General features: G+C 61.3%; 18 protein-coding genes and 1 pseudogene (1 of these 19 cut by a window edge). 10 read left to right on the top strand and 9 right to left on the bottom strand.

The window, feature by feature from the left end:
* Positions 1 to 4 precede the first annotated feature (4 nt).
* From AC0KXH_RS10260 to AC0KXH_RS10250, 3 genes are read left to right on the top strand one after another with little or no spacing between them, the layout of a single operon-like run.
* Complete coding sequence (locus AC0KXH_RS10260) at positions 5 to 1,018, top strand: NAD-dependent epimerase (protein WP_488223344.1); 1,014 nt, start codon at positions 5 to 7, stop codon at positions 1,016 to 1,018.
* Positions 1,015 to 1,962 carry a UDP-glucose 4-epimerase family protein gene (locus AC0KXH_RS10255; RefSeq protein WP_439931647.1) on the top strand — a complete coding sequence of 316 codons (948 nt, stop codon included), beginning with the start codon at positions 1,015 to 1,017 and terminating at the stop codon, positions 1,960 to 1,962. The genes AC0KXH_RS10260 and AC0KXH_RS10255 overlap by 4 nt, the downstream gene beginning before the upstream one ends.
* An 18-nt stretch (positions 1,963 to 1,980) precedes the next feature.
* The gene (locus AC0KXH_RS10250) at positions 1,981 to 2,532 is read left to right on the top strand and encodes a sugar transferase (RefSeq protein ID WP_439931648.1); all 552 of its coding nucleotides are present in this window, start codon (positions 1,981 to 1,983) and stop codon (positions 2,530 to 2,532) included.
* A 210-nt stretch (positions 2,533 to 2,742) separates the two neighbouring features.
* On the opposite strand, the gene AC0KXH_RS10245 is transcribed toward AC0KXH_RS10250, so the two are convergent.
* Positions 2,743 to 3,723: an IS5 family transposase gene (locus AC0KXH_RS10245; RefSeq protein WP_037045410.1), complete on the bottom strand. Its 981-nt coding sequence runs from the start codon at positions 3,721 to 3,723 to the stop codon at positions 2,743 to 2,745.
* 178 nt (positions 3,724 to 3,901) lie between these two features.
* Here AC0KXH_RS10245 and AC0KXH_RS10240 point away from each other — a divergent pair, with 178 nt between their 5' ends.
* Complete coding sequence (locus AC0KXH_RS10240) at positions 3,902 to 5,914, top strand: polysaccharide biosynthesis protein (protein ID WP_488223343.1); 2,013 nt, start codon at positions 3,902 to 3,904, stop codon at positions 5,912 to 5,914.
* Between the two features lie 301 nt (positions 5,915 to 6,215).
* Here AC0KXH_RS10240 and AC0KXH_RS10235 read toward each other — a convergent pair whose 3' ends face one another.
* Both AC0KXH_RS10235 and AC0KXH_RS10230 read right to left on the bottom strand, forming a co-directional pair.
* On the bottom strand, positions 6,216 to 6,623 hold the full coding sequence (locus AC0KXH_RS10235; protein ID WP_061338859.1) for a PA2817 family protein: 408 nt from the start codon (positions 6,621 to 6,623) through the stop codon (positions 6,216 to 6,218).
* Positions 6,624 to 6,754: 131 nt separating this feature from the next.
* Entirely contained in the window at positions 6,755 to 9,202 is a 2,448-nt protein-coding gene (locus AC0KXH_RS10230) for an acyl-CoA dehydrogenase (protein ID WP_488223342.1), read from the bottom strand.
* A gap of 191 nt (positions 9,203 to 9,393) precedes the next feature.
* On the opposite strand from AC0KXH_RS10230, the gene AC0KXH_RS10225 reads away from it, so the two are divergent.
* From AC0KXH_RS10225 to queF, 3 genes are all read left to right on the top strand, one after another.
* Positions 9,394 to 10,326 carry an ABC transporter ATP-binding protein gene (locus AC0KXH_RS10225; RefSeq protein WP_041104753.1) on the top strand — a complete coding sequence of 311 codons (933 nt, stop codon included), beginning with the start codon at positions 9,394 to 9,396 and terminating at the stop codon, positions 10,324 to 10,326.
* A complete protein-coding gene (locus AC0KXH_RS10220; protein ID WP_041104755.1) occupies positions 10,323 to 11,102 on the top strand; it encodes an ABC transporter permease in 780 nt (259 codons plus the stop codon). Before AC0KXH_RS10225 ends, AC0KXH_RS10220 begins: the two co-directional genes overlap by 4 nt.
* Before the next feature lie 117 nt (positions 11,103 to 11,219).
* Complete coding sequence (gene queF / locus AC0KXH_RS10215) at positions 11,220 to 12,050, top strand: NADPH-dependent 7-cyano-7-deazaguanine reductase QueF (RefSeq protein WP_061340798.1); 831 nt, start codon at positions 11,220 to 11,222, stop codon at positions 12,048 to 12,050.
* Positions 12,051 to 12,107: 57 nt separating this feature from the next.
* Here the strand turns inward: queF and AC0KXH_RS10210 are convergent, their stop codons facing one another.
* A complete protein-coding gene (locus AC0KXH_RS10210; RefSeq protein WP_041104757.1) occupies positions 12,108 to 12,374 on the bottom strand; it encodes a DUF4404 family protein in 267 nt (88 codons plus the stop codon).
* Between the two features lie 202 nt (positions 12,375 to 12,576).
* Between AC0KXH_RS10210 and AC0KXH_RS10205 the strand changes: the two genes are divergently transcribed.
* Positions 12,577 to 13,281, top strand: coding sequence for an MlaA family lipoprotein (locus AC0KXH_RS10205; RefSeq protein WP_061340794.1), 705 nt, complete (start codon positions 12,577 to 12,579; stop codon positions 13,279 to 13,281).
* Between the two features lie 24 nt (positions 13,282 to 13,305).
* Here the strand turns inward: AC0KXH_RS10205 and AC0KXH_RS10200 are convergent, their stop codons facing one another.
* On the bottom strand, positions 13,306 to 13,605 hold the full coding sequence (locus tag AC0KXH_RS10200; RefSeq protein WP_041104760.1) for a PilZ domain-containing protein: 300 nt from the start codon (positions 13,603 to 13,605) through the stop codon (positions 13,306 to 13,308).
* 205 nt (positions 13,606 to 13,810) lie between these two features.
* Here AC0KXH_RS10200 and rssB point away from each other — a divergent pair, with 205 nt between their 5' ends.
* On the top strand, positions 13,811 to 14,995 hold the full coding sequence (gene rssB / locus AC0KXH_RS10195) for a two-component system response regulator RssB (protein WP_041104761.1): 1,185 nt from the start codon (positions 13,811 to 13,813) through the stop codon (positions 14,993 to 14,995).
* Complete coding sequence (gene rssC, locus AC0KXH_RS10190; protein WP_041104763.1) at positions 14,992 to 15,474, top strand: anti-sigma factor antagonist RssC; 483 nt, start codon at positions 14,992 to 14,994, stop codon at positions 15,472 to 15,474. The genes rssB and rssC overlap by 4 nt, the downstream gene beginning before the upstream one ends.
* Here the strand turns inward: rssC and tal are convergent, their stop codons facing one another.
* The 4 genes and pseudogenes from tal to AC0KXH_RS10170 all read right to left on the bottom strand — a co-directional run.
* On the bottom strand, positions 15,475 to 16,401 hold the full coding sequence (tal, locus tag AC0KXH_RS10185; protein ID WP_428744474.1) for a transaldolase: 927 nt from the start codon (positions 16,399 to 16,401) through the stop codon (positions 15,475 to 15,477).
* Between the two features lie 123 nt (positions 16,402 to 16,524).
* The gene (gene dusA / locus AC0KXH_RS10180) at positions 16,525 to 17,520 is read right to left on the bottom strand and encodes a tRNA dihydrouridine(20/20a) synthase DusA (protein WP_488223341.1); all 996 of its coding nucleotides are present in this window, start codon (positions 17,518 to 17,520) and stop codon (positions 16,525 to 16,527) included.
* 127 nt (positions 17,521 to 17,647) lie between these two features.
* Entirely contained in the window at positions 17,648 to 19,303 is a 1,656-nt protein-coding gene (locus tag AC0KXH_RS10175) for an electron transfer flavoprotein-ubiquinone oxidoreductase (protein WP_488223340.1), read from the bottom strand.
* Positions 19,304 to 19,377: 74 nt separating this feature from the next.
* Positions 19,378 to 20,126 (bottom strand): annotated as a pseudogene (locus tag AC0KXH_RS10170) (NAD(P)(+) transhydrogenase (Re/Si-specific) subunit beta); its annotated part runs 109 nt beyond the window's last position; the annotation flags it as partial.

The following is a 20,126-nucleotide window of genomic DNA, read 5'->3' as shown; positions in this document are numbered from 1 at the left end:
CCAAATGAAAGTGCTCGTCACCGGCGTCGCCGGCTTCATCGGTTTCCATGCGTCGCGCTACTTGCTTGAGCGGGGCGACGAGGTCGTCGGCATCGACAACCTTAACGACTATTACGAAGTGTCGCTCAAGCAGGCACGGCTCGAGCAGTTGCGGCCCTACGGCGCGTTCCGCTTCGTGAAAATGGACATCGCCGATCGTGATGCGGTGGCGAACCTGTTCGGCGCAGAGCGCTTCGATCGTGTGGTTCACTTGGCCGCGCAGGCTGGCGTGCGGTATTCGCTGGAGAACCCGCACGCCTACGTCGACAGCAATCTGGTGGGCTTCGTCAACATACTTGAGGGGTGTAGGCACAACCGCGTCGAGCATCTTGTTTATGCATCGTCCAGTTCAGTGTACGGCGCTAACGAGACCATGCCTTTCGCCGAGCGGGATAATGTCGACCACCCGGTGTCGTTATACGCGGCCACGAAGAAGGCCAACGAATTGATGGCGCATACCTACAGCCATCTCTACAACCTGCCGACCACCGGGCTGCGCTTCTTTACTGTCTACGGCCCTTGGGGCCGGCCGGACATGTCGCCGTTCCTGTTCACCCGGGCGATTCTCGAAGGCAAGCCACTGAAGATCTTCAACCACGGCAAGCATCGGCGCGATTTCACTTATATCGGCGACATTGTCGAAGGCGTCGTTCGCACGCTGGACCGTATTCCCGCCGGCAACTCATCCTGGTCGGGCCTCGATCCGGACCCCTCCAGCAGTCGGGCGCCCTGGAAGGTGTACAACATCGGCAACAGTCAGCCGGTTGAGTTACTACGCTATATCGAGCTGATCGAGAAGGCGCTCGGCAAAACGACAGAAAAGCAGTTGCTGCCGTTGCAGCCTGGCGATGTCGAGCATACATATGCCGACGTATCGGCGTTGATGCGAGATACCGGCTACCAACCGAAGATGACCATCGAAAATGGCATAGCGGAGTTCATCGCATGGTACACGAACTTTTATAAGGCTGAGCGATGAGAGAGGCGCAACCCGTGCCCCGCTGCCTGGTCAGTGGCGCAAATGGGTTTATTGGCACTGCGCTGGTTGCCGGTCTACGGCAACGGGGCGTCCCGGTGACCGGCGTGGTACGTAGCGCCGTCTGTGCCGATGGCTTTGTTCAGGCTGATGCTGTTGGCCCCAATATGGACTGGAGTGAAGTTCTGCGGGATCACGATGTTGTGGTGCATACCGCAGGGCGAGCCCATGTCATCGCCGATCATGCTGAAGGTCAGTTAGCTGAGTATCGTCGGGTCAATACGGAGGGCACGCTGGAGTTGGCTCGACAGGCAGCAGTAGCGGGCGTTCAGCGTTTTATATTCATAAGTTCGATCGGCGTTAATGGCAACAGCACCATTCGCCCGTTTCGTGCAGATGATCGGGTAAATCCGGCCGAGCCTTATGCTCAATCCAAATGGGAGGCGGAGCTGGGCCTGATGCAAGTGGCTACCGAGACCAATATGGAAGTTGTGATCATCCGCCCGCCGCTTGTATACGGGCCGGGTGCGCCAGGTAACTTTCGTAATCTAGTGCGGTGGGTGGAAAAGGGTATACCGCTTCCGCTTGGGGCTATACATAACAAACGATCACTTGTTGGTATCGATAATCTAGTCGACCTGATCATCCGTTGTGTTGATTGCCCAGCTGCCGCTAATCAGGTATTTCTTGCAGGCGACGGCGAAGACGTTTCCACCACCGAACTTCTACGGGGCGTGGGTCTGGCCATGGGTAAGCCTGCGCGGTTGATCCGGGTGCCGGCTCGCATACTTCAGGTTGGCGCGAGTCTTTTGGGCAAGAGGGCTATTGTTCAGAGGCTGCTCGGATCTTTGCAAATAGATATTGGCAAGACCTGCAAGCGCTTGGGCTGGTCGCCGCCTTATACTATGAAAGAGGGGCTGAGGCGTTGCTTCGAGCGTTCTGAGTAATATGAGACGGATGGACCTGTGATTCGTTTTTTTGACTTTGTTTTTTCTCTGCTAGGGTTGGTGTTTGGGGCACCGGTGTTAACAGTGCTGACGATTATTGGGCTGTTCGACACTGGCTCGCCGCTCTTCAGGCAGGTGCGTGTCGGTCGTCACCAAAAAGCCTTTACATTGGTCAAGTTTCGTACCATGAAGGTAGGTACAGTATCGGTTGCCAGTCATCTAGCAAGCTCGACGTCAATAACTCGTTTTGGGCGTTTTCTACGCAAAACCAAGCTGGATGAGTTGCCGCAGCTATGGAATGTGCTTAAAGGTGAAATGAGCTTGGTGGGGCCGCGTCCGGGGTTATTCAATCAGGAAGAACTCACCGAAGAGCGAGCCAAACGCGGTATATTCGAGGTTCGGCCGGGTATCACCGGCCTGGCCCAGATTAACGGCATCGATATGTCCACTCCCGTATTGCTAGCCGAAACGGATCAGATGATGATTCGGCAGCTAACGATCGGCCGTTACTTTAAGTTCATTTTTATGACGGTCGTTGGGAGAGGTATGGGAGATCGAGTCAGGCCGTAGCGCGCAATCGCGCTCGATCGCAGCAAGCAGTTATTTTGGCTTTTTCGATGCTCCGGCGGCCTTAGGGATGGTCTGAAATAGCCATGCATTTCTGGCTGACTTCAGCCACCGCCGATTTTGAAAGAGGCGAGCCGATCAAAATTGAGCGGACACTCGCTCATTTCGGTGCTTTCAGCTGCGGCGAGGACCTCGCGGCGGCCATTTCCCGCATCACAGACGCACCTCTCCTGTGGTCGACAGCAAATGTCGGCGGGCCATCCACAGATTCGACAGGGCAAACAGCGTCATCATTTGCGCAGCATTCTTGGCCAATCCACGGAAGCGCACCTTGGTGTAGCCAAACTGCCGCTTGATCACTCGGAATGGATGCTCAACTTTCGCCCGCACCTGAGCCTTGGCTTTCTCGACCTTGCGGATCGCTTTGTACAAGGCACTGTGCTTGCCATGCTTCTTGTAGGTGCTGCGCCGAGCCGCGATCTGCCAGATGACTGGGCGGCCTTCATGTTCAGGGCGCTTTTCGACTCCGGTGTAGCCAGCGTCCGCGCACACCACGTTTTCCTCGCCGTGCAGCAGTTTGTCGACCTGGGTGATGTCCGCGACATTGGCGGCGGTCACCACCACGCTGTGCACCAGGCCCGAGTCTTCGTCGGCACCGATGTGGGCTTTCGCGCCGAAGTAATACTGGTTGCCCTTCTTGGTCTGGTGCATTTCCGGGTCGCGCTTGCCGTCCTGGTTCTTGGTCGAACTCGGCGCATGGATCAGCGTGGCATCGACGATGGTGCCCTGGCGCAGCGACAGGCCCCGGTCACCCAGGTAGCCATTGATCACCGCCAGAATCCCCGCCGCCAACTCATGCTTCTCCAGCAGGCGGCGGAAGTTGAGGATGGTGGTTTCGTCGGGAATACGCTCCAGGCTCAGGCCGGCGAACTGGCGCAAGATCGTGGTCTCATAGAGCGCTTCCTCCATCGCCGGATCGCTGTAGCCGAACCAGTTCTGCAGCAGATGCACGCGCAGCATCGCCATCAACGGGTATGCCGGACGACCGCCTTCGCCCTTCGGGTAATGCGGCTCGATCAGGGCGATCAAGCCCTTCCACGGCACCACCTGATCCATCTCGATCAGGAACAACTCCTTGCGGGTCTGCTTGCGCTTGCCGGCGTACTCGGCGTCGGCGAAGGTCATCTGCTTCATCGGAAAACTCGGGCAACGGGAGTGGCGTATTTCATCAGAAACGGGAAGTCTTCTTCAGGGTTTCCTTAGTAGTCTTAATGGTTCACGTGAAGCAGGTGAGCCGGTTTTTACAGTTCAGATGGTAATCGTGCGTCAAATTTACATTGCCTAGGCCTGTGCATTTTTCGAGGGTTGCGCTGTGTTGAGATCAGCTGAGAATTTGCGCGCGAAGCTCGTCCGTCTACCGAGGCGACACAAGCGCTTCATCCAGGTGTTAGCGGATGTATTTCTGGTTTGGGTGGCACTTTGGCTTGCGTTTTTTGTGCGTCTAGGGGATTTTCAGTTCGTTGAGCCCTTCAGCGGCCACGCATGGCTGTTCGGCGTTTCGCCGCTAATTGCGATTCCATTTTTTATCCGCTTTGGCATGTATCGCGCGGTCATGCGATATTTCGGTAACGACGCTTTAGTGGCGATTGCAAAGGCGGTTACGCTCTCGGCACTACTGCTTGCGTTAGCTGTTTATTGGCGTTCCGATGCGCCTAAACTCATCCCACGCTCAATAGTGTTGAACTATTGGTGGTTGAGCCTTTTACTGATAGGTGGGCTGCGCCTCGTCATGCGGCAGTACTTTATGGGTGACTGGTTTTCGCCGGATTCGCTCACAAAGTTCAAGGGGCGCGACGCAGGCCTGCCGAAGGTGGCCGTCTACGGGGCTGGTGCAGCAGGTAACCAGCTAGTTGCGGCATTGCGCCTGGGCCGGGGCATGCGCCCGGTCGCGTTCATCGATGATGACCCAAATATCTATAACCGGAGCATTTCTGGATTACGGGTGTATTCACCCAAGCATATCCAGCAAATGATCGACGAGACGGGCAGCGATCAGATTCTGCTTGCCATCCCTTCGGCATCGCGTGCGCGGCGCCGCGAGGTGTTGGAGATGCTGGAGCACTATCCGTTGCATGTCCGCAGTGTGCCGGGCTTCATGGATCTGGCGAGCGGCAAGGTAAAGGTCGAGGACATCCAAGAAGTGGACATTGCCGACCTGCTCGGGCGCGACGCAGTGCCGCCGCAGCAGGCGCTGTTCGAGCAGTGCATTCGCAGCAAGGTGGTGATGGTTACTGGCGCTGGCGGGTCGATTGGTTCGGAGTTGTGTCGGCAAATCATTTCCAACAAACCCAAGGCCTTACTGCTGTTCGAGCACAGCGAGTTCAATCTCTACAGCATTCACATGGAGCTCGAGCGGGTGATCGAGCGCGCTTCGCTGCCAATCAGGTTGGTGCCGATTCTGGGGTCCATTCGTAACGCCGATCGGCTGTTAGATGTGATGCGGACCTGGCAAATAGAGACCATTTACCACGCTGCCGCGTACAAGCATGTGCCGATGGTCGAGCACAACGTTGCCGAGGGCGTGCTCAACAACGTGATTGGTACGCTCAACACGGCACAGGCAGCGTTGCAGGCGGGCGTCACCAACTTCGTGCTGATCTCCACCGACAAAGCTGTGCGGCCCACCAACGTGATGGGCAGCACCAAGCGCATGGCCGAGATGATTCTCCAGGCCTTGAGTCGTGAGCCGGCGCCGGTGCTGTTCGGCAGCCGGGATGCGGTACACCACGTCAACAAGACGCGCTTTACCATGGTGCGCTTCGGCAATGTGCTGGGTTCGTCTGGTTCGGTGATTCCGCGCTTCTACCAGCAGATTCGGGCCGGCGGGCCGGTAACGGTGACCCATCCCAAGATCACCCGTTATTTCATGACCATTCCCGAGGCTGCGCAGCTGGTAATTCAGGCTGGATCGATGGGACAGGGCGGCGATGTGTTCGTGTTGGATATGGGCCAGCCGGTGCGTATAGCGGAGTTGGCTGAGAAGCTCATCCACCTGTCTGGCCTGAGCGTACGTTCGGAAAAATGCCCGCATGGCGATATCGCAATCGAGTACACCGGGCTGCGTCCGGGGGAGAAGCTCTACGAGGAGCTGCTTATCGGCGACAACGTCAGCCCCACCGAGCACCCGATGATCATGACGGCGAGCGAAGAGTATCTGCCATGGGATCAGCTGAAGAGACTGCTGAGCCGCCTCATGGGCGCCGTGGACGAGGACGACTATCCGTTGGTGCGTCAGCTGCTGCGCGAGGCAGTCAGTGGCTACAAGCCGGAAGGCGACATCGTCGACTGGATTTACCAGCAGCGCAGAGCGGAGCCGGGGGACTGACTCCGGCTCCGCAGTCTGAGGCCTGGTTAACCGGCCTTTAATCGAAGGGCAGTGCGGTTTCCTGGGCGGAAACCAACCGATGCCTGAAGACCGGATCCACCGTGGCATGTGGTAGGGCATTTTTCCAGCGCGGCAAAGGGTAGCGCGGTGCAAAGGGATGTCGGAGGTGCGCGCGTTACATCCTAAGGAATCAGGGTTTTCGCGGGGCGTGAACGGCAGGTGCTACGGGGCGGAAATTTCGCGGCGTTCCGCCCCGGCGGTAGCACGAAGGTTGGGAGCGCCTACGGCGCACCCGGGTGTCTCAATGCCGCGGGCTTTCTTCCGGCATGCTCAGCAGTTGCTTTTCCTGATTCCAGTCGAACGGCTCGTCGTTCTGCTCGGCCTCGTAGCGGCGCTCTTCCAGTTGCTGGAAGACGGCGATTTCTTCGTCGGGCATGAAGTGCAGGCAGTCGCCGCCAAAGAACCAGAGCAGGTCGCGCGGCACCAGATGGGCGATTTGCGGATAGCGGTGGAACACCTGGCAGATCAGGTCCTGGCCCAGGTGGCGCTCTTCTGGAACGTTTGGCAGGTTCATGACGAGTTCGTCGAAGCGTTCGAGAAACAGCTGATGGCTTTCATCCGTGACCTGTCCGGATTCGCCCATGGCGATAAGAATGCCGCGCAGATGCGCCAGCAGCGCCAGGTTGTGATCTAGGTAGGAATTGGCCATGGATACCTCGTTTCGGTCTGGGCGGGCGATTATAGAGCCGCGTCGAGTCGGTGTGCTTAGTTGATTGACTCGTCGATTCAGGCAGGGTTCGCTCGGCATCGAGGCGGCTGGGCGCCGCCTCGAGCGTTCCGTCAACGCACGTGCCCGTCCGGTTGGACGAGTTCTTCTTTGGCGAAGTCGTCGACGTCAATCACGCGTCGCCTGAGTTGCTCGGCTTCACGCAGTTGCTGCGCTTCGGTCTGCTCGAGCACACCGGCTTCTGTCGCGGCCTCGATCGGGCATTGGCCCGGGGCTGGCTGCAGTTCGCCCGCCTTCAATGCCTTGTGCAGCTTGCCACTGACCTTGCGGCTGGCGGCGAGCCGGTCGAAGGCATGGTGCAACGTGCCCAGCGGCTCGTCGGCATCGGTCGGTCGGTAGAGGCCGTCGAGCAGTTGCTCGAGCGCAGGATCGCCTTCGGCACGCCCCAGTATGCCGGCGACTTCGCTATCGAGTGCGTCGGATGGGCCGGCGTGCCGCGCACCGAACGGAAAGACGACGAGCCGCAGCAGGCCGCCGAGCAGGCGATTGGGGAAGTTGGCGAGAATTTCATCCAGCGCCTGTTCGGCTTTCTGCAGGCAGTCTTCCAGGCCCCAGCGCAGAAGCGCTTCCTGCTCTCTGGGTTCGCCCAGGTCGTGGTAACGCTTGAGCGCGGCAGAGGCGAGGTAGAGCTGGCTGAGTACGTCGCCGAGCCGCGCCGACAAGCGCTCGCGGCGCTTGAGCTCGCCGCCGAGCAGCATCATCGAGAGGTCGGCCAGCATGGCGAAAGCCGCCGCCAGTCGGTTGAGCGAGAGGAAGTAGCCGCGCGACAGGGCATTGCCCGGCGCCTTGCCCAGACGACCAAAGGTCAGCCCGAGCACGAGCGTGCTGGCGGCATTGCTGACGGCGAAGCCGACATGCTGCATGAGTAGCTCGTCGAACTGTCTGACGGCGTGTTCGCGATCGTTTTCGCCGATCAGCGCCATCTCCTTCAGCACGTACGGGTGACAACGAATCGCGCCCTGGCCAAAGATCATCAGGTTGCGCGAGAGGATGTTGGCGCCTTCCACCGTGATCGAGATCGGCGCGGACTGCCAGAGCCGGCCCAGGTAGTTGTTCGGACCGAGAATGATGCCTTTGCCACCGTGGATGTCCATGGCGTCGCGTATGCATTCGCGGCCGCGTTCGGTCAGGTGGTATTTGAGGATTGCCGAGAGCACTGAGGGCTTCTGCCCGAGATCCACCGCGTTGGCGGTGAGCGTACGCGCCGCATCCATCAGCCAGGCGTTGCCGCCGATGCGCGCCAGTGGCTCCTGGATGCCTTCGAAGGCGGCCAGGGGCACGTTGAACTGCTCGCGGATCGCCGCATAGCGACCGCTGGTGTAGCTGCACAGCTTGGCTGCGCTGGTCCCGGTGGCCGGTAGCGAAATCGAGCGGCCGACCGACAGGCAGTTCATCAGCATCATCCAGCCCTTGCCGATCATGTCGCGCCCACCGATCACCGCTTCGAGCGGCACGAAGACATCCTTGCCCCAGTTCGGACCGTTCATGAAGGCGGCGCCCAGCGGCACGTGGCGGCGGCCGATTTCGACCCCGGGCGTGTCGGTGGCGATCAGGGCCAGGCTGATGCCGAGTTCTTCATCGCCACCAAGCAGGCCCTCCGGGTCATAGGTCTTGAAGGCGAGGCCGAGCAGCGTGGCGACGGGGCCAAGGGTGATGTAGCGCTTTTCCCAGTTCAGCCGCAGGCCGAGCACTTCCTCTCCCTGCCATTGGCCGCGGCAGATGACGCCGGTATCGGTCATGGCGCCGGCATCGGAGCCGGCGTAAGGGCCGGTGAGGGCGAAGCAGGGGATCTCGCTGCCATTGGCCAGGCGCGGCAGGTAGTGGTTGCGTTGCTCTTCGGTTCCGTAGTGCAGGAGCAGCTCTGCCGGGCCGAGCGAATTCGGCACCATCACCGTGCTGGCCAGGTCGCCACTGCGGGTCGCCAGCTTCATCACGATCTGCGAGTGGGCGTATGCCGAGAAGCCCTTGCCTCCGTACTCCTTGGGAATGATCAGGGCGAAGAAACCTTGCTCCTTGATGTATTCCCAGGCGGCCGGCGGCAGGTCCATCCGTTGGGCGATGTCCCATTCGCTGACCATGGCGCACAACGTCTCGGTGGGGCCATCGAGAAATGCCTGTTCTTCTTCGCTGAGCCTGGCCGGCGGATAGGCGAGCAGGGTGTTCCAGTCCGGCCTACCGCTGAACAGCTCGCCGTCCCACCACACGGTGCCGGCCTCGATGGCATCGCGCTCGGTGTCCGAAATCGGCGGCAGCACCTTCTTGAACCAGTCGAACATCGGCTCACTGATGTACTTGCGGCGCAGATCGCCGACCAGCAACGGCACGGCGGTAACGATGAGCACGAGCCAGAGCAACCCGACAAGCCAGCCAGGAACGTCTTCCGCCGCGCCCATCGCCAGCAGATAGACCGCAACCAGCGCCAGCGCGGGTATCAGCGAGAGCCGCAGGTGAGCGATGACGGCGATGCCGAGCAGGAGAACCAGTAACCAGATCAAAGCCATTGAGACCGCTCCCTAGAATGTGTGCATGCCGATGAGCATAGGCGCCATCGCCATGGGTAAAAGCCGCTGGGGTCAATGTAAGGCGATTTTGTCGTGCGGTGGAGGGCAACCAGGGCGCTGGAAATCTCCGGTTGCATTCCTGGCTGCCGTCCCCATCTAAGGTGATCCTCTTGCGTTGTGTGCATCTTCCTATGAGTACTGCTCTGTCCATTCGGCAGCTGACCAAGACCTACGGCAACGGCTTCCAGGCGCTCAAGGGCATCGATCTGGACGTCGCCGAGGGCGACTTCTTCGCCTTGCTCGGGCCCAACGGGGCCGGCAAGTCGACCACCATCGGCATTCTGTCCACCCTGGTGAATAAGACCAGCGGGACGGTCAACGTGTTCGGCCACGACCTTGATCGTGACCCGGCAGGGCTCAAGCGCTGCCTGGGCGTTGTGCCGCAGGAATTCAACTTCAACCAGTTCGAGAAGGCCTTCGACATCCTCGTCACCCAGGCCGGCTACTACGGCATTCCGGCAAAGGTGGCCAAGGAGCGCGCCGAGCGGTACCTGAACCAGCTGGGCTTGTGGGACAAGCGCGACGTTTCCTCGCGCATGCTGTCAGGTGGCATGAAGCGTCGCTTGATGATCGCTCGAGCACTGATCCACCAGCCTCGCTTGCTGATCCTCGACGAGCCCACCGCCGGGGTGGATATCGAGCTGCGCCGCTCGATGTGGTCGTTTCTCACCGAACTCAATCGTGAAGGCATCACCATCATCCTCACGACGCACTACCTGGAGGAGGCCGAGCAGCTCTGCCGGCATATCGGCATCATCGACCATGGGCAGATCGTCAAGAACACCAGCATGCGCGAGCTGCTCAAGCAGCTGCATGTCGAGACCTTCCTGCTTGACCTGAAGGACGCGCAAACCGTTGCTCCGCAGCTCGCGGGCTACCCGGTGCGCCTGGTCGATGACCATACGCTCGAGATACAGGTGGAGAAGAGCCAGGGCGTCAATGAACTCTTCCGCCTGCTCGCCGCGCAGGGAATCGAGGTGCTGAGCCTGCGAAACAAGACCAATCGTCTGGAGGAGCTGTTCGTGTCGCTGGTGGAAAACAATCTGCAGAAGGTGAACAAATGAGCGCCGAAATTCGCGCCAACCTGGTTGCGCTGCAGACCATCGTCCAGCGGGAGGTCCGTCGTTACACACGCATCTGGCCGCAGACGCTGCTGCCCCCGGCGATCACCATGGTGCTGTACTTCGTCATCTTCGGCAGCCTGATCGGCCGCCGCATCGGCGAGATGGATGGCTTCAGCTACATGGAGTACATCGTGCCGGGGCTGATCATGATGTCGGTGATCACCAACTCCTACAGCAACGTGGTGTCGAGCTTCTTCAGCACGAAGTTCCAGCGCTCCATCGAGGAGCTACTGGTTTCGCCGGTCTCGCCGCATGTGATTGTCACGGGCTTCGCGCTCGGCGGTATCACCCGTGGTCTGGCGGTAGCCGTGATCGTGACGCTGCTGTCGATGTTCTTCACCGATCTGCAGGTCCATCACCTGGGCGTGACGCTGCTGGTGATCACCCTGACGGCGACAATCTTCGCGCTGGGGGGGCTGGTCAACGCGGTGTTCGCGCGAAACTTCGATGACATCTCCATCGTTCCGACTTTCATCCTGACGCCGCTGACCTACCTGGGGGGGGTCTTCTATTCCATTCACCTGCTGTCGCCGTTCTGGCAGACGCTGTCGCTGGCCAACCCGATCCTGCACATGGTCAACGCGTTCCGCTACGGCATCCTTGGCGTGTCGGATATCCGCATCGGCGTGGCGATCACGTTCATGCTGGTGGCCGCCGTGGTGCTGTATCTGGTCTGCGTCCGGCTGCTGCAGAGCGGCAGGGGTATGCGCCAGTGAGGCAGTGGCCTGCCTCGAGCAGGCCGTGCCGGCTTTAGGCCGCCTCGCCGTAAGGCTCCTGAAAAAGTCGCGGCGAGGCTATAAACTGCGCAGCGTTTCGTCTTGCAGGTCATCCCGATGCAGCATCCCGCCGAGTTATCCCCGCTGGGCAAATCCAGCGCCTACATCGCCCATTACAGCCCCGAGCTGCTGTTTCCCATCGCCCGTGCGCCGAAATGGGCAGAGCTTGGGCTCACGGCCGAGTCGCTGCCTTATTCGGGCGTCGACATCTGGAACTGCTACGAACTCTCCTGGTTGCTGCCGTCTGGCAAGCCGGTCGTGGCGATCGGCGAGTTCCGCATTCCGGCCGATTCGCCGAATATCATCGAGTCCAAATCGTTCAAGCTGTATCTGAACTCGCTGAACCAGAGCGTGTTCGATAGCGCCGACGCCGTGGCCGAAACCCTGACGCGCGACCTGTCCGCCGCGGCGGGCAAGTCGGTGGAGGTGACGCTGCGGAGCCTTGACGAAGTGACGGCCGAAGGCGTTGCCGGCTTGCCCGGACGCTGCATCGACGAGCTGAACGTGGCCATCGAACACTACGACGAGCCGCGCCCGGCGCTATTGAGTTGCGATGCTTCGCGTCAGGTGGACGAGGCCTTGCATAGCCACCTGCTCAAGTCGAACTGCCCGGTTACCGGGCAGCCGGACTGGGGCAGTGTGGTCGTGGAGTATCGTGGACCGGCGCTTTCGGCCGAAGGGCTGCTGGCCTATCTGGTGAGTTTCCGCCAGCACGCGGACTTCCATGAGCAGTGTGTCGAGCGAATTTTCCTTGATCTGCAGCGGCTGCTGCAGCCCGAACGGCTGACGGTATACGCCCGCTACGTGCGCAGGGGTGGGTTGGACATCAACCCGTATCGCAGTACCGGGCCGCTGGCCATCGACAACCGGCGCCTGGTTCGTCAATGACCTGAATGCAGGAAAGGCAATCAACCTTTCCTGCCGGACGAGGCGAATGGCGTAACGCTAGATGCCCATGTTCGCCAGGCTTTGCATGATATTGCGCAGGGTCATCGCCATGTTCGGGTGGCTGACCTCGAAGCGCTCTACCGCGAGGTTCACGCCGTCGACCAGCGAATCGCTGTACTCGGTCTCGCCACGGGCGGCAAGACGCAGTTCGATATCCTGTGCCAGGGCCTGCAAGGAGGCACGTTCCTCATCGGTCAGCGGCGTGTCCTGAGCCAGCTGATTGCGCAACTCGAGGAGCTGCGACTGCAATTCACGTTCCGGCATAGTGCTTCCCTCATGATTTACGGAGCGGCAGGGTCAAAGACTGCTGCCTGCTGCCGAGATTAAACCAGCCTTCGGCCATTTGTCTGGTTCTTTGCGGACCGCCTGGCCACGCGATACGCGCGCGGCGGCCGATTGGTTTTATACTGCGCGCCGCGCGGGCGCTGGATGCCCGGTTCCTCACGTTCAACACAGGAGAGTTGCAATGCCTATGATCGGTGCACGTCGATTCGGGCTCGTCAAATCAGGCGTGCTGACCGCTATGGCAGCACTCGTTGTCGCCTTGCCGCTGCAGGCGGCCGAAGAGGACCCGTGGGAAGGGGTTAACCGCGTGGTGTACCGTTTCAACGACACGCTCGATACCTACACGCTCAAGCCGCTCGCCAAGGGCTATCAGAAGGTCACGCCGGATTTCGTCGAGGATCGCATCGGCAATTTCTTCGGCAACCTGGGCGACGTGATCGTCATGACCAACGACCTGCTGCAAGGCAAGCCGCGCGAGGCGGGCATCGACGCCAGCCGGATTCTGTTCAACACCACCTTCGGCGTGCTGGGCCTGTTCGACGTAGCCACGCACATGGGGCTGCAGAAGAACGACGAGGACTTCGGCCAGACGCTTGGTGTCTGGGGCCTGGGCAACGGCCCCTACGTCGTGCTGCCGTTGCTGGGGCCCAGCACGGTGCGTGATGCCGCAGGACGCGTGCCGGATGCCTTCCTCCAGCCCTATCCGTATATGGACGACGTCCCGACTCGCAACCTGACCCGCGGTGTGGACCTGGTCGATACCCGAGCCGGCCTGCTCTCGGCCGAGAAGCTGATCACCGGCGACGAATACATCTTCGTGCGCAACGCCTACCTGCAGAATCGTGAGTTCCGCACCCGGGATGGCCAGGTAGAAGACGACTTCTGATCGTGCGCTCGTCGGGTGGCGTTCTCAGTTCATCCTGAGAATGGCCAGCCCGATCCGGTGCTGGCCGTCCGCCAGGTCGGCCACGCGCACGACTTCGGTCTCGGCGTCCAGGCCCCTCAGCTCCGGATGACTCGAGGGGATCAATACCCGCACCTGTTGCCCGGCCTGCAGAGGCTCGCTCAGCACCACCTGCATGCCGGTGCTCGACAGGTCGATGCAGCGGGCTGCCACCTGGCGCTCGCCGATGAGCAACTGCACGTCGGTTTCGACGTGCATGCGAATGAAATCGCGCTTCTCGCTGTACTGACGGTCGTTCTGACTCATTGTGGTCTTCCTTTCTTTATTGGCATTGCGGTTCTTATAGCTCCCGGTAATGGAAGCTGCAAAGCGTTCCGGAGGGCAGGCGGCGTGTGGCTTGAAACCCCCTCCGTATGGGAGTACCGTCTGCGCCTTGAAACCGACCGCACCCATTCGTCGGCGCGGACCATGCTAAGACCATCATCCTGGCGAATCGTCGCCTGGTAGGAACATGCAGAAACCAAGCGCAACGCTGCTGATCATTGATGACGACGATGTGGTGCGGGCGAGCCTCGCGGCCTACCTCGAAGACAGCGGCTTCCGGGTTCTGCAGGCTGCCAACGGCCCCGACGGCATGGCCCTGTTCGACGCCGAGCAGCCCGACCTGGTCATCTGTGACCTGCGCATGCCGCACATGGACGGCCTCGAGCTGATACGCCGGATCAGCGAACGCCAGCTGGACCTGCCGGTCATCGTGGTCTCTGGCGCAGGTGTCATGAGCGATGCGGTCGAGGCCCTGCGCCTGGGCGCTGCCGATTACCTGATCAAGCCACTCGAAGACCTCGCGATGCTCGAGCACTCGGTGCGTCGCGCGCTTGACCGATCCCGCCTGCGGCTCGAGAACCGCCGCTACCGCGAGCAACTGGAATCGGCCAACCGGGATTTGCAGGCGAGCCTGCACCTGTTGCAGGAAGACCAGGATGCCGGTCGGCAGGTGCAGATGAACATGCTGCCAGTGACGCCCTGGAGCGCCGATGGCTTCGACTTCGCCCACCGCATCATTCCCTCGCTGTACCTGTCCGGGGACTTCGTCGACTACTTTCGCGTCGACGAGCGTCGGATAGGCTTCTATCTGGCGGACGTTTCCGGTCACGGCGCGTCTTCGGCCTTCGTGACGGTACTGCTGAAGTTCATGACCACGCGCCTGCTGTACGAGTCGCGCCGCAGTGGAACCCTGCGTGAGTTCAAACCTTCCGAGGTACTCGATCACATCAACCGCGGGCTGATCAACTGCAAGCTGGGCAAGCACGTGACCATGCTCGGCGGCGTGATCGACGTCGAGCGCAACGTGCTGCACTATGCGATTGGCGGTCACCTGCCGCTGCCGGTGCTCTATACCGGCGCAGCGGCACGTTATCTGGAGGGGCGAGGGCTGCCCGTCGGGCTGTTCGCCGATGCGGTCTACCAGGATTTCGAGCTGGAGCTGCCGGAGGCCTTCAGCCTGACGCTGCTCTCGGATGGCATTTTGGACCTTTTGCCGGGCGACACACTCAAAGAAAAGGAGTCTGCACTACCAGAGTTGGTCAGCAACGCTGGTGGCACGCTGGACGGTTTAAGCCGTATGTTCGGCCTTGCCGAGTTGGCCGACATGCCTGATGACATTGCCTTGCTGGTGTTGAGCAGGAACCTTGCATGAGTACTGGGAAAATCCAGTTCGCCGAGATGGACGGCACCTTTGTGCTCAAGTTCATCGGTGAAATACGCTTGACGCTGTGTTCGGCGCTGGATGCGACAATCGAGAAGATCTTCTCGTCTCTGAATTTTTCATCGATCGTCATCGATCTGACCGAGAGTCGGAGCGTCGACAGCACCACGCTCGGCCTGCTGGCCAAGCTTTCGATCCTTTCCCGGCAGAAGGTCGGCATGCTGCCGACGCTGGTGACGACGCATCCGGATATTACCCGGCTGCTGCATTCGATGGGCTTCGACCAGGTGTTCAACATCGTTGACCGGCCGTTGCCCTGCCCGGAATGCCTCGCCGATCTGCCGACGCAGGATCAGTCCGAGGAAGTGGTCAAGGCCAAGGTACTCGAGGCCCACCGAATCCTGATGAGCCTCAACGAATCCAACCGCGAGGCCTTCCATGACCTCGTCACCGCGCTGGAACGGTCCTGATCAGGACTTCGCTGCCAGCAGCGCTTCGAGCTTTTCCTGATCCCGTGCGAACTGCCGGATGCCTTCGGCGAGCTTCTCGGTGGCCATGGCATCCTCGTTCAGCCCCCAGCGGAACGCCTTTTCATCCAGCGTGACGCGGGGTTCGCTCCCCGCACCGGACGTCAACTGGCGCGCCAGTGTGCCATCGGTTTCGGCCAGCTGGCCCAGCAGCTCGGGGCTGATGGTCAGGCGATCGCAGCCAGCCAGCGCTTCGATCTGGCCGATATTGCGGAAGCTCGCACCCATGACCACCGTCTTGTAGTCATGCGCCTTGTAGTAGTTGTAGATGCGGGTGACCGATTGCACGCCTGGGTCTTCGGCGCCGAGATAATCGCGGCCTTCATGCTTCTTGTACCAGTCGTAGATGCGTCCGACGAAGGGGGAGATGAGGAATACACCGGCTTCGGCACAGGCGACTGCCTGGGTGAAGGAGAACAACAGCGTCAGGTTTGTCTGAATGCCGGCCTTTTCGAGTTCCTCGGCGGCGCGTATGCCTTCCCAGGTGGCAGCAATCTTGATCAGCACGCGCTCGCGCTCGATGCCGGCCTGCTGGTAGAGACCGATGAGGCGCTCGGCGCGCTGTACCATGGCCTGCTTGTCGAACGACAGGCGCGCATCGACCTCGGTCGAGATGCGGCCCGGGATCAGCTTGAGGATTTCATTGCCGACCGCCACCGCGAAGAGATCGCAAGCCAGGCCGACGTCGCCTTGAGCCTGCGCCGTTGCGCTGGCCAGGTGCTCGGCGTAGCGGGGCAGGGCGGCGGCCTTGAGCAGCAGCGAAGGGTTGGTGGTTGCGTCCACCGGCTGCAGACGAGCAATGGCGTCCATGTCACCGGTGTCTGCGACCACGGTGGTGAATTGCTTGAGTTGATCCAGCTTGGAAGTCATCAATGGGAACTCCGTCCTGAGGTTGGCACGACCTTACCCGAGCGGTTCGACGGCCTTCAATGGCTACAGTCGTGAGGTGCCATTTGAACGCGCCTGGCGCGGGGTGTTCCCGATTGCAGACGCTCAATGGCCCTCGAGCAAGTCGATCGCCTGGTCGAGCAGGGCGAGTGGGTCTGGCGTCTTGTGCACATCAACGGAAAGCAGCTGGCGGAACCGCCTGGCGCCCGGGAAACCCTGGCCCAGACCGAGCACGTGCCGGGTGATATGGTGCATGGCGCCACCTTCGGCAAGATGACGCTCGATGTAGGGCCGCATGGCGCGTAGCGCCTCGGCGCGGCTGACGCGCGCAGCGCTGCTGCCAAACAGCGCCTGGTCGACGTTGGCCAGCAGGTAGGGGTTCTGGTAGGCCTCACGGCCGAGCATGACGCCGTCGAAGACGCGCAGGTGCGCCTCGCACTGCTCCAGTGTCTTGATGCCGCCGTTGAGCACGATCTCCAGTTCGGGAAAGTCCTGCTTGAGCTGCGCCGCGACCTCGTAGCGCAGTGGCGGAATTTCACGGTTTTCCTTGGGCGAGAGGCCTTCGAGAATCGCGATGCGCGCGTGAACGGTAAAACTGCGGCAGCCAGCCTCGCTGACCTGCCCGACGAAATCGCACAGCTCGGCGTAGCTGTCGCGGCCGTTGATGCCGATCCGGTGCTTGACGGTGACCTCGATGCCCACCGCGTCGCGCATGGCCTTCACGCAGTCGGCGACCAGTTGCGGGTGGGCCATCAGGCAGGCACCGATCATGTTGTTCTGTACCCGATCGCTGGGGCAGCCAACGTTGAGATTCACCTCGTCATAACCCGCGGCTTCGGCGAGCCTCGCGCAAGCTGCCAGATCGCCCGGCACGCTGCCACCGAGCTGCAGCGCCAGCGGATGCTCGCTCTCGTCGTGGCGCAGGAAGCGCGACGCGTCGCCATGCAGCAGCGCCCCGGTCGTCACCATCTCGGTGTAGAGCAGGGTGCGCTGCGACAATTGCCGGGCGAAGTAGCGGAAGTGGCGATCCGTCCAATCCATCATCGGCGCGACGGAGAAGCGGCGGGATGGTGAAGGGCGGGGTGTTTCAGCTTGGCTCATGAAATGCGGCGGCTCGTGTTGCTGACGCAGCCGGTAGGAAGGCCGCGCAAAAAGGCGGCAAGTTTAACCGACTGCCAGCGCTTGTGCAGAAGCCAGTCGCCGACCGGCGAAGAGCCTTTTCTGTTTCTTACATGTTGGGGTAGTTCGGCCCGCCGGTACCTTCTGGCGCCACCCAGGTGATGTTCTGCGACGGATCCTTGATGTCGCAGGTCTTGCAGTGCACGCAGTTCTGCGCGTTGATCTGGAAGCGCTGGCTGCCATCGTCGTTGCTGACCACCTCGTAGACGCCGGCCGGGCAGTAGCGCTGTGCCGGTTCGTCGTACAGCGGCAGGTTCTTCTCGATCGGGATGCTCGGATCGATCAGCTTGAGGTGGACCGGCTGGTCTTCCTCGTGGTTGGTGTTGGAGAGGAACACCGAGCTGAGCTTGTCGAAGCTGAGCTTGCCGTCCGGCTTGGGGTAGTCGATCTTGCGCGCCTGGTCGGCATGCTTCAGGCAGGCGTAGTCCGGCTTGGTGTCGTGCAGCGTGAAGGGGATCTTGCCGCCGAAGATGTTCTGGTCGATGAAGTTGAACGCACCGCCTTTGATCGCACCCCACTTGTGGATGGCGGCGCCGAAGTTGCGGCTCTTGTAGAGTTCGTCGTAGACCCAGCTGTTCTTGAAGTTCTCTTCGTAGGCGGTCAGTTCGTCGCCGCCCTCACGGCCAGCGGCCAGCGCTTCGGCAATCGCCTCGGCGGCGAGCATGCCGGACTTCATCGCCGTGTGGCTGCCCTTGATCTTGGCGAAGTTCAGGGTGCCGGCGTCGCAGCCGATCAGTGCGCCGCCCTTGAACACCATCTTTGGCAGGCAGTTCAGGCCGCCCTTGGCGATGGCCCGGGCGCCGTAGGAAACGCGCTTGCCGCCTTCGAGGTACTGCTTGATCACCGGATGATGCTTGTAGCGCTGGAATTCGTCGAACGGCGACAGATACGGGTTGCTGTACGACAGGTCGACGATCAGGCCGACGACCACCTGGTTGTTCTCCAGGTGATAGAGGAACGAGCCCCCGGTGTTCTCGTCGTCCAGCGGCCAGCCGGCGGTGTGCACCACCAGGCCCTGTTCGTGCTTGGCCGGATCGATGTCCCAGAGCTCCTTGATGCCGATACCGTAGTGCTGCGGATCGACGTTGGCGTTGAGCTGGAAGCGGTTGATCAGCTGCTTGCCGATGTGGCCGCGGCAGCCTTCGGCGAACAGCGTGTACTTGGCGCGCAGCTCCATGCTCGGGGTGTACATGCCTTCCTTCGGGTTGCCTTCGCGGTCGACGCCCAGATCACCGGTGACGATGCCGCGCACGATACCGTCTTCATCGATCAGCGCTTCCTGAGCGGCGAAGCCCGGGTAGATCTCGACCCCCAGGTTCTCGGCCTGCTGGGCCAGCCAGCGGCAGAGGTTGCCTAGGGAAATGATGTAGTTGCCTTCGTTGTGCATGGTCTTGGGGACCAGCATGTTCGGCAGCTTGCTGGCGGCCTGCTCGTTCTTCAGCAGGTAGATGTCGTCACGCGTGACCGGGGTGTTCAGCGGAGCGCCGAGCGCTTTCCAGTCAGGGAACAGCTCGTTCAGCGCGCGCGGCTCGAAGACCGCCCCGGAGAGGATGTGGGCGCCCACCTCGGAACCCTTCTCGACGACGCAGACACTGATCTCCTGACCGGCGTCGGCGGCTTTCTGCTTCAGGCGGCAGGCAGCGGATAGGCCTGCGGGGCCGGCACCGACGACCACCACGTCGAATTCCATGTATTCGCGACTCATGTTTCGTTCCCCTCAGCAGTGCTGCGCCTGTATCGATGCTCTGCCGGCCTGCCGGGCCGGCTTCTGGTTAACGCTCACTCCACGGCCTTGACCATATCCTCGACCACCTTCTTGGCGTCGCCGAAGACCATCATGGTCTTGTCCATGTAGAACAGCTCGTTGTCGAGGCCCGCATAGCCGCTGGCCATGGAGCGCTTGTTGACGATGACTGTCTTGGCCTTGTAGGCCTCGAGGATCGGCATACCGGCGATCGGCGACTTCGGATCGGTCTTGGCGGCCGGGTTGACCACGTCGTTGGCGCCGAGCACCAGCACCACGTCGGCCTGGCCGAACTCGGAGTTGATGTCCTCCATCTCGAAGACCTGCTCGTAGGGCACCTCGGCTTCGGCCAGCAGCACGTTCATGTGCCCCGGCATGCGCCCGGCGACCGGGTGGATCGCGTACTTCACGGTCACGCCCTGATGGGTCAGCTTCTCGGCCAGCTCCATCAGCGCGTGTTGCGCGCGGGCCACCGCCAGGCCGTAGCCGGGCACGATGATCACGGTGTCGGCGTTGGTCAGCAGGAAGGCGGCGTCGTCGGCCGAGCCGGACTTCACGTTGCGCTCCTGCTGCGCGCCCGCCGGGCCGCCGGCATCGGCGTCGGCACCGAAGCCGCCGAGGATGACGTTGAAGAACGAGCGGTTCATCGCCTTGCACATGATGTACGAGAGGATCGCGCCGCTCGAGCCCACCAGCGAGCCGGCGATGATCAGCATCGAGTTGTTCAGCGAGAAACCGATACCGGCGGCCGCCCAGCCCGAATAAGAGTTGAGCATCGACACCA

Source organism: Stutzerimonas sp. CXK-1, assembly GCF_057738225.1.
The sequence above is the reverse complement of the archived record's forward strand: the minus strand, read 5'-3'. Positions and strand labels throughout refer to the sequence as shown.